Annotated in this window: 8 protein-coding genes; 3 read left to right on the top strand and 5 right to left on the bottom strand. The window is 68.4% G+C overall.

What is annotated here, in order from left to right; all coding sequences use genetic code 11:
* On the bottom strand, positions 1-1075 hold a 1075-nt coding region (gene serS, locus Q4A20_RS05675), incomplete at its 3' end, for a serine--tRNA ligase (RefSeq protein WP_303121193.1).
* Between the two features lie 246 nt (positions 1076-1321).
* On the opposite strand from serS, the gene Q4A20_RS05670 reads away from it, so the two are divergent.
* The 3 genes from Q4A20_RS05670 to Q4A20_RS05660 all read left to right on the top strand — a co-directional run bounded on the left by Q4A20_RS05670 (position 1322) and on the right by Q4A20_RS05660 (position 4331).
* Positions 1322-2254, top strand: a complete 933-nt coding sequence (locus Q4A20_RS05670; protein WP_303121191.1) for a hydrogen peroxide-inducible genes activator — start codon at positions 1322-1324, stop codon at positions 2252-2254.
* Positions 2255-2404: 150 nt separating this feature from the next.
* Entirely contained in the window at positions 2405-3010 is a 606-nt protein-coding gene (locus tag Q4A20_RS05665) for a NifU family protein (RefSeq protein WP_303121189.1), read from the top strand.
* Positions 3011-3236: 226 nt separating this feature from the next.
* Positions 3237-4331, top strand: coding sequence for a DNA cytosine methyltransferase (locus tag Q4A20_RS05660; RefSeq protein WP_303121187.1), 1095 nt, complete (start codon positions 3237-3239; stop codon positions 4329-4331).
* Here Q4A20_RS05660 and Q4A20_RS05655 read toward each other — a convergent pair.
* The 4 genes from Q4A20_RS05655 to Q4A20_RS05640 form a co-directional block, all read right to left on the bottom strand.
* Entirely contained in the window at positions 4308-5414 is a 1107-nt protein-coding gene (locus Q4A20_RS05655; RefSeq protein ID WP_303121185.1) for a restriction endonuclease, SacI family, read from the bottom strand. The genes Q4A20_RS05660 and Q4A20_RS05655 overlap by 24 nt on opposite strands.
* A gap of 81 nt (positions 5415-5495) precedes the next feature.
* On the bottom strand, positions 5496-5747 hold the full coding sequence (locus tag Q4A20_RS05650; RefSeq protein WP_303121183.1) for a transposase family protein: 252 nt from the start codon (positions 5745-5747) through the stop codon (positions 5496-5498).
* Positions 5748-5799: 52 nt separating this feature from the next.
* The gene (locus tag Q4A20_RS05645; RefSeq protein ID WP_303121181.1) at positions 5800-8151 is read right to left on the bottom strand and encodes a hypothetical protein; all 2352 of its coding nucleotides are present in this window, start codon (positions 8149-8151) and stop codon (positions 5800-5802) included.
* Positions 8148-8828 carry an ATP-binding cassette domain-containing protein gene (locus Q4A20_RS05640; protein ID WP_303121179.1) on the bottom strand — a complete coding sequence of 227 codons (681 nt, stop codon included), beginning with the start codon at positions 8826-8828 and terminating at the stop codon, positions 8148-8150. The genes Q4A20_RS05645 and Q4A20_RS05640 overlap by 4 nt, the downstream gene beginning before the upstream one ends.
* Positions 8829-8855: the final 27 nt, after the last annotated feature.

Genomic DNA, 8855 nt, shown 5'->3' with positions numbered 1-8855 from the left:
AGGTGGTGCAGTTGGAGGTGGAGGTGACCTCCATCCAGCGGTTCTGGGTGGGCAGCCAGGCCTCACAGTCGAACTTGCGGGCGGCCGAGGAGCCCAGGTCGCCGGCGGCGGTATCGATCACCCGGTAGGGCAGGCCCACCAGAGCCAGCGTCTCCTCCTCCATGGCCAGCAGCCGCTGATGCTCTTCGGCGGCGTCCTCGGGACGGCAGTAGGAGAACATCTCCGCCTTGTTGAACTGGTGCACGCGGATGATGCCGCGGGTGTCCTTGCCGGCGGCGCCGGCCTCGCGCCGGTAACAGGTGGACCAGCCCAGGTAGCGCAGCGGCCCGTCGCTCAGGTCGATGATCTCGTCGGTGTGGTAGCCGGCCAGTGCCACCTCGGAGGTGCCGGTCAGGTACAGGTCGTCGGCGGGCAGGTAGTAGATCTCATCACTGTGGGCGCCGAGGAAGCCGGTGCCGCCCATCACCTGCGGGGTGACCAGCGTGGGGGTGGTCATGGGGATGAAGCCGTGCTTGACGGCCTTGTCCAGGGCGGCGGTCATCAGCGCCAGTTCCAGGCGCATGCCCCAGCCCTTGAGATAGTAGAAGCGGGAGCCGGAGACCTTGGCGCCGCGGCGCGTGTCAATGATGTCCAAGCCCTCGCCGAGCGCCAGGTGGTCGGCGGGCTCAAAGCCCTCGGCGGCGAAGTCGCGCGGGGCGGGGCCCTCGTGGCGCAGGACCAGGTAGTCCTCCTCACCGCCGGCCGGCGCCCCCTCAATCAGGTTCTGGAACTGGGAGGCCAGCTCCTCGAGTGCGGCTTGGGCGGCGTCGGCGGCGGCCTGCGCCTGGCGGACCTGCTCGGCCAGCTCCTTGGCGCCGCGCAGGGCGGCCTCCCGCTCCTCGGGGGTGGCGGCCTTGCCGACCGATCGGGACACCGTCTTCTGTTCGGCACGCAGGGACTCGAAGGCGGCGAGCTGGGTGCGGCGCGCCTCATCGGCCTCGATGATGCGGTCGACGAGGGCGACGTCGGCTCCGCGGGCACGCTGGCTGGCACGGAACGGCTCGGGGTTCTCACGAAGCGCACGCAGATCGATCATGGATGCGAGTGTAACCAGGCGCGGAGGCGGCTCCGGCATCACCTTCCGTACGAGTGCGACTACCCGCCCTCGCACGGCCCACCGAGAGCACCGCCCGATGACAGCCAGACACCGCATTTGCAAACAGGAGGTGCCCCAAGGCTATGAACTCCATCCCGACGTGATCTAGAATTAACACCAATAAGCCGACCTCCCGACTCCCCCTACCATCCGACCGAACCGCCGCCTACGGATTCAGGATCCGCCATGTCCAGCACCACCCCTCCCTCCTTCTCCCAGTTACGGGCCTTCGTATCACTGTGCGACCACCAGCATTTCGGCGAGGCCGCCTCCGCCTTGGGCGTGAGCCAACCCAGCCTGTCGCAGGCGATCACCGCGCTGGAGAAGCGCGTAGACGGAGAACTCGTCGAACGCACCACGCGCCGGGTACTGGTCACACCGCTCGGCCGAGCACTACTGCCCTATGCACGCGAGGCCGTGCTCGCGGCCGAGGCCTTCAGCGAGGCGGTGACCAATCAGGGGGCGGCCCTCGCCGGTACCCTGCGCCTGGGCGTCATCCCCACCCTCGCCCCCTACCTGGTGCCGCTGGTACTGGACGGACTGAACCACGAACTGCCACTGCTGCGCCCCGAACTGCGGGAGATGGTTACCGGCGATCTGCTCGACATGCTGGGGCAGGGGCGCCTGGACGCCGCAGTCATCGCCATTGACGTCGACCTGCGCCGCGCCACGGCCATCCCCATGTATGACGAACCGCTGGTCATCCTGGTACCGGCCGGTCACGCCTGGGAGGGGCGCGAGGATGTCGCGCCCGCCGAGCTGGACGGGCAGCGGCTGCTCCTGCTGGATGAGGACAACTGCCTGCGCGACCAGACTCTGGCCCTGTGCCAGCGTTACGGCGCCAACCCGCCGACCGCCGTCGCCACCACCCTGTCCACGGTGGTGCAGATGGTGGCTCACGGCGTCGGCGTGACCGTGATCCCGGAGGGAGCCTTGCGCCTGCTGGCAGGAAAGGACTATGTCGTAGCCCGCTTCGCCCAGCCGGTGCCGACCCGGCGCATCGGCCTGGCGCACCGCCGCTCCTCCTCCCGGGGCGCCGACTTCGCCCGCCTCGCCGAGGTCATCACCAACCTGGCCCGCCGGGCCGGCCTTCCCGGAGCCGAGGTGGCGCTCTCCTAAACACCTCCTATGACACCTACGACCGCCTGCTGGTAGGCACCGCCGTATTCGGTCGCGGCGACCATCAGGGTGGCAGAGGTGGTACAACTGGAGTCGCCAGGCCACTCATTCGCCACTGACCGCGGGTCGTCCCGCCGATAAGGAGCCGCCATGGGCGTCGTCCCCACGCATCCCGTGGCAACCCCGGACCCCGGCGTGCTGCGCTGGGTGATCCCAGACGGGCTGCTGGGCTTCTCCGGGACCGTGGCCCGCGCCCCGCGCCTGTTGCAGGCCCTCCTCGACGACGGCACTCTGGGCGGCATTGAGGTGGTGCCCGGGGCGGTGCTCACGCTCCTGGGTGAGGGCCGCGGTTGGCGGGACGACGGCGCCCGGGTGCGTGCCGCCCTGGTGGACGCGCTCGGGGTGCCCGGGTCTTGGGAGCCGGCGGTGGGCGCCGTCGGGGTGGGGCCGGACGAGGCCCTGGAGGCGGCGGCACGAGAGCTCGCGGCCGGGCCGGTGGGGGCGATCGCCGCAGCCCACGGCGGCTCCTTCACCGTGCGGGCGGTGGCCGACGGCGTCGTCGAGGTGGCGTTGGAGGGCGCCTGCCGGGACTGCCCGGCGGCCGCGATCACCATGCATGCGCGCTTCGAGCATCTGCTGCGCCGCCGCTGCCCGTGGCTGGTGGACGTGCGCGAGGCGCCCGCATGCTCACCGCCACCAGGTGTTGCGCGCCGCCTCCCGGCTGATGATCGTCGGGCAACGCCCTCAGCACCATGAACCCACAGACCCGGGCGTTCCCGATCCGGAGTACGCCGGGCAGTACATCGAGGTCGAGGGCGCGCCGCTGACTCGGACCGGTTTCGCTCGCAGTCGGATCGCAGAGGCGGCGACGTCCTGGTGAAGAGCTTTGGCGTGCAGGAATACCGGCCACCAACGTGTCAGTTGGTGGCTGTAGTGTCGTGGTGTACGAAGACCAGGGCCCAGCGCGAGGAGGGAGGCAATCATGTCCGATGGTGACCGGCTCAGTGCCATCTCGCTCTTCTCCGGTGCAGGCGGCATGGACATCGGCTTCTCCGCCGCGGGGATAGACGCAGTGCTCGCAAACGAGATCGATCCCGACGCTGCCGATGCGTACATCTCGAACCCGAAATACCTGAACCCTGATGCGATGTGCCGCGGGGACGTCTACGACCTCCTGGACAGCATCGGCGAATACAGGGGCGTCGACGTCGTCTACGGCGGGCCGCCCTGCCAGGGGTTCTCCGTCGCAGGCAAGATGAATCCTGACGATGAGCGGAGCCGCTTGATCTGGGCATTCATGGATGTCATCCGCAAGACCGGGCCGAGGCTGTTCGTCATGGAGAACGTCAAGGCGCTCGGCACCTTGACGAAGTGGGAGGCGGTGCGTGCCGAGCTGGTCGGGAGAGCTGAGGTGCTTGGCTACGGCCATGCCTCGCTCATCCTCAATGCCTCTGACTTCGGTGTCCCCCAGGCGCGTGAGCGGTTCTTCTTCGTCGGAGTGCAGGGGGTGGACTCGGAGTCCGTACGTTCTGACCTCACCAAGGCGCTCGACTTTCGCCGCGTACCCGGTAAGACCGTCCGGGAGGCCTTGCGCGCAGTACCTCGCCTCGGGACGTCTGGAAACACTGAGGCAAGCACTGCGCAGTTGCGCCTGGCCAAGAATCCCATCCTACGCAGGAGCCCCTATGACGGCTCTCTCCTGTTCAACGGTCGTGGTCGGCCTACGCGCGTAGACGCCGTAGCCAAGACCCTGCCTGCGCAGATGGGTGGTAACCACACACCTATCATCGACCAGGCGCTCCTTGAGAACCCGCTCGGATTCGACTGGGTGGCCGACTACCACAGCAAGCTCATCGCCGGCGCCATCACGCCGCAAGAAGCAGAACGCTCCATCCCCGGCTCGCTACGACGACTAAGCGTTGCTGAGGCAGCAGCGCTCCAGACCTTCCCTGCGGACTACCACTTCGCCGGCAGGCAGAACAAGCAGTATCGGCAGATCGGTAACGCAGTGCCCTGCCGCCTCGCGCAAGCGCTGGCCGAGTCCACAGTCGAGTCACTTATGGACCTCGCTCACTAGATTCCGCAGCAACTGCCTGGCTGAGTTCGCGGTCTGGGCACTGACCTTCGCGTCCTCGATATAGGCGACAAGGTGCCTGCGCAGATCATCCAGGGACACGCTGACCAGTTGCAAGAGCACCGAGTCCAAAAATGACTCGAATGACAGGCACACGGCAATTACACCACGGTCGACGAATTCGGCGTAGTCGTGCTCGGTGAAGACCTGACCCGCATCACCCGCCCTGTATCCGTAAACAAAGGCGAATCGCCCCCAACCGCTGCTGAAGGCAGCGCCTGCATACTCGTGAACCTCATGCGCCGTAAACGGCCGATCCTTGATTTCGAGCGTCGCAAAGGCGTCTGCGCCGCGATACAGATCAAGATCCCCGTGCCCTGCACGCGAGGTGTTGATTTGGTACAGCACGGGCCTGAATGAGTCATCGAGCGACACCTCGAGCAAGGTTGCGACAGCCAGGCTCAGCCCCTCACCCTCGCGTCCAACCCGAGCCAGCGCCCTCCAGAACTGCCGGGTTCTCGCCAGCGAAACGGTGTCGTTTGAGAACTCTGGGAGCGGTTCCTCTTCGGACACCTGCTCTAGCTGCTCTTCACACACGTAAAGGTAGTAGCGGATGGCCGCGATGGCGTCCTGAGACGATGTGATCTGCTCGAGTGCGTCAATGAGTTCATCCCTGAGCGGGATGTCACTCGGACGGGTGCGATTGCTCCTGCTCAGTTCCGCCTTCTGCCCGGGGGAGCTGTTGTAGGGCTGCTTACTCTCACCAAGGATGCCCCTCAGCACGTTCTTCTCGAACCCACCACGCGTAATGACGCCTTCACACAAGTTCCTGGCGTCCCACGCTCCCGGTAAGGAGCTTGAGGCCTTCATGGCCAAAGTGTTGACCCGGTCGTCTACGGCCTTGCCCAGCAGCTGGGTGAGAAGGATGTACTTGTAGGTCTTCGCCTTGTTGTAGGCCAGAACGTGGTCGATGCACTCGCTGATGGTGCAGATAGGAGCCTGGTCCAGGGCGGCAACCTCGTCCCACAGATCGTTCAGCAGCGTGTTGCCCCGGCTGATGAACGCCTGATCCACTCTGATGGGCACAAGCCCACACCGCCTTACTCCAGCTACTTGGCACAGTGCCGCACATGATACAGCACCTGTTCACCGGCAACGAGGCACAGTTCACGGCGAAGCCGAGCACTTTACCAGCCGGGAGTACATCGAGAGCCGGCCGGGCTGTTTTCTGGCGGGAGTGGTCATGCCCAGCCCGGTGTAGTCCTTATCCCCGATGTGCCGGGCAGAGTCCTGGTCGTCGGGCAGGTGGTCGAGTGGGAGGTCCAGCAGGACCGAGGCCCGCAGCGCGGCGGTGTCATGCGCCGAGCCGGGCACCGGATCAGACACCCAGGCGATCGTCCCCGACAGTGCGCAGGTCACTCCTGGCTGGTTGGCGTGCGCGAGGCGCCCGCTTGCTCGCCGGCTTAACCGGTTACTGGCCGTCCTGGCTGCGGGGCATACGGGCCGCCGCCACCAGCAGGCCGAGGGTCACCAGCACCGACGCCCCGATGGGGATGGCCCACCACCAACCGAAGGAGCCGGTGACCAGGGGATTGTTCATTATCAGCGCCGGTTGTGCCCCGAAACGCCCGAGCAGGGCCGCCATGGTCGTGCACGCCACCACGCTCAGGCTCAGTGGCGCCGCCAGCGCGCACTGTCCGCGCCTGCCGACGCCGTAGTCGCGCGCCTGCTGGCGCACGGGCCGCAGCCGTCCCAGGAAGGTTATGGCCGCCAGCCCCTGGCCGATCACCGCCACTAGGCTCGCCGCGACCGGCACGGCGAGGGCCTGCCGCATGAGCTGGCGCTGCTCCGGGGAGTCCGATTCGATGACGAAGGCGTATCCCGCCCGGGTGATGACGTCGCTGCGGAAGGCGTCGCGCTGGTCCTCGGGCAGGGAGCCGAATTCCGGCAGGTGGATCGTGCGCACGTTCGATGGCTCCAGCCCCAGCGCCTCGACCTGCGGGTCGTCGGCGGCAAGCACCACGTCGGGCAGCCACTGGCTGTCCAGCAGGCTCGACGCAGACAGCCCCGTCACCTCGGCGGTCTCCTTCACCTGGCCCGTGACCGGAGTGAAGAAGACGCGCGTCGCCCTGTCTTCGGCACCCCCGCCCAGCAACTCGGCTGCCGCCGTACCGGCCAGCGCGTAGGCGGGCCCATCCTCAGGCGCTAGTGCAATTGACCCCAGGCTGGTGAAGCACCGGACTGAGTCGCAGCTCCCCTCGCCTGCCGGGGCCACCCGCGGCAGCCGCTCGTCCTCGCGCAACTCGGTGAATACCAGGGCCGACTCCATGGCCTGCGGGTACGCGGCGGTGAGCACGGCGACGTCCTGGATGGTCAGTCTCTCCACCGTCAGCGTCTGATCCTCTCGCCCATCGGTCCCGTTAGCGAAGTGGAGGCTCGCACTGTAGAAGGCGGCGAAGCCGGTGAACATCATGGTGGCCATGAGCACGGGCAGTGCCACCGTGAGGCAGTGACGCACTGCCGTGCCCGCGGTGGGCGTGCGCCGCAGCCACGGCAGGCTGAGCAGCAGCACCGGGGCCGCCAGCGCCCCCACGATCACACCCAGGATGTGGCCGGTCGGCACCCGGTGCGGTTCGGTGACGCGCAGGTACACGAGCGCCACCGCCGCGACCACGCCAGCGGCGCCCAGCGCCACCCCGTAAGCGGGGCGCAGGTGCCAGGCCGCGCCCCGGGTGTCGGCCGACCAGCGGCGCAGCTGTTCCGGCAACACTCCCACCGCGGCGGCGAGCAGCAGCCAGGCCAGGATCAGGCCCCCGCTCTGCCACAGTGCCGGGCGGTAGCCGTCCCAGTACTGCCCCAGCGCGGAGCCGATCGCTGCGTGCCCGAGGCCGAGGGCAACCTGGGCGGCGATGATCCCGAGAACGCTGCCAGTCAGGAGCGTCAGCGGCATGCCCGCGCCGGCCAGCACCGCTGCACGCCGTGGAGCAGCACCCGCGGCCCGCAGCGCCTCGGCGACGCGCCCGGCATGGGGCCGATCCGCGGCCAGGGCTGCGCCGCAGGCGGCGCCGGCGCTCAGCAGCAGCAGCGCCAGCAGCACCGGAAACCCGGCCAGTTGCCGGGAGCTTACCTCCTGCACGGCAGACCGAACGGCATAGTCGACCCCAGCTACCGTTACCGCACCGCTACCACACTGCTGGCCCATACCGCTCTGTTCGCACGGGTCGGCGTCACTGAGCCAGGAGGAAATCGCCGCACCGGCATCGTCCCCCATAACCTCACCGGATACCGCGACGGCCGTGAGTTCGTCCGGGGCGGCGGGATTGCGGGTAATGCCTGTAACCGTGTACTCGGCTGTACCTTCGGGAAGATCCTCCGAAGTCAATTCCAGGCGGTCGCCCACGCTCAGGCCCGTGCGCCGTGCGACCTCAGCGGAGATGGAGGCCTCGCCGTCGGCGCGCGGGTACTTGCCCTGTGCGAGCAGGCCGGTACGGGAGGGCCCACTCAGCACGGACACCTGCACATCCGAGGCACCCCGCGGCCCGCTGAGGGCCGCGCTGGCGCGCAGCACCGCCACCGCCTGACCGTCGCCGGCCAGCGTGTGCATGCGCTCGGACAGCTCGTCGCTATCGCCGCTGACCTGGTACCGGTAGCCGCCGAATTCGGCGCGCGCCCCGGCCTCCGCCGTGGCCAGGAACGTGGCCCTGCCGCTCAGCAGCAGAGCACCGAACAGCGCCAGCACGCCGGATAGCAGCAGCGCCGCGGTGAACAGTCCCGGGCGCGCACGTACCGAGCGGGTGATGACCCGCAACTGCAGGCGGGTCACCGCTGGGCCCCTCCCGTCATGGCGTCCGCCGAGGGAGGCTCAGCCACGAGATCGTGGTCACGGATACGCAGCACCACGTCGGCGTATCCGGCCACCACCGGGTCGTGCGTGGCCACGAGCACCAGCAGGCCGTCGTCGTGGGCCAGGTCGGCGAAGCGCTGGGCGATCTCCCGGGTGGCCTGCTCGTCGACCGCGCCGGTCGGCTCGTCGGCGAGCAGGACCTGCGGGGCGGTGGCCAGTGCGCGGGCGATGGCCCCTCGCTGCTGCTCGCCGCCCGAGAGGCTGCTCACCGGGGCATCGGTCTGCCCGGCCAGGCCCAGTCTGCCCAGCAGTGCGGCGGCGTCAGGGAAGGTGCCGACGCCGCCACCCGCGGAGGCGAACTCCTGGGCCAGTATCACGTTCTCGACCGCGGTCAGATACGGGACCAGCCGGTAGTCCTGGTAGACCTGGGACACGCGCCGGGCGCCGCCGGTGCCCGTGAGTTCGATCGTGCCGGTATCCGGTTCGAGCTCGCCGGTGATGAGGCGGAACAGGGTGGTCTTGCCCGAACCCGAGGGCCCCATCACCGCATGCAGCCGCCCGGCCGCGAGCCTGCAGGTGACGCCCCGGTAGATGACGCGCTCACCCATGCCGCCGTAGGCGAAGCCCACGCTATCGAATGTGAGTTCCAGGCTCATGAATCCTCCCATCCTCGGCCCGGAATG

This window comes from Actinomyces sp. (assembly GCF_030530635.1).
Taxonomy (GTDB): Bacteria; Actinomycetota; Actinomycetes; order Actinomycetales; family Actinomycetaceae; genus Actinomyces.
Note: the sequence above shows the minus strand (reverse complement) of the source record. Positions and strands in the feature narration are given on the sequence as shown.

Bases quoted from the DNA above. Each gene is read 5' to 3' on its own strand.
- Q4A20_RS05670 (WP_303121191.1), top strand. From the start codon at position 1,322: ATGTCCAGCACCACCCCTCCCTCCTTCTCCCAGTTACGGGCCTTCGTA.
- Q4A20_RS05665 (WP_303121189.1), top strand. From the start codon at position 2,405: ATGGGCGTCGTCCCCACGCATCCCGTGGCAACCCCGGACCCCGGCGTG.
- Q4A20_RS05660 (WP_303121187.1), top strand. From the start codon at position 3,237: ATGTCCGATGGTGACCGGCTCAGTGCCATCTCGCTCTTCTCCGGTGCA.
- Q4A20_RS05640 (WP_303121179.1), bottom strand. From the start codon at position 8,828: ATGAGCCTGGAACTCACATTCGATAGCGTGGGCTTCGCCTACGGCGGC.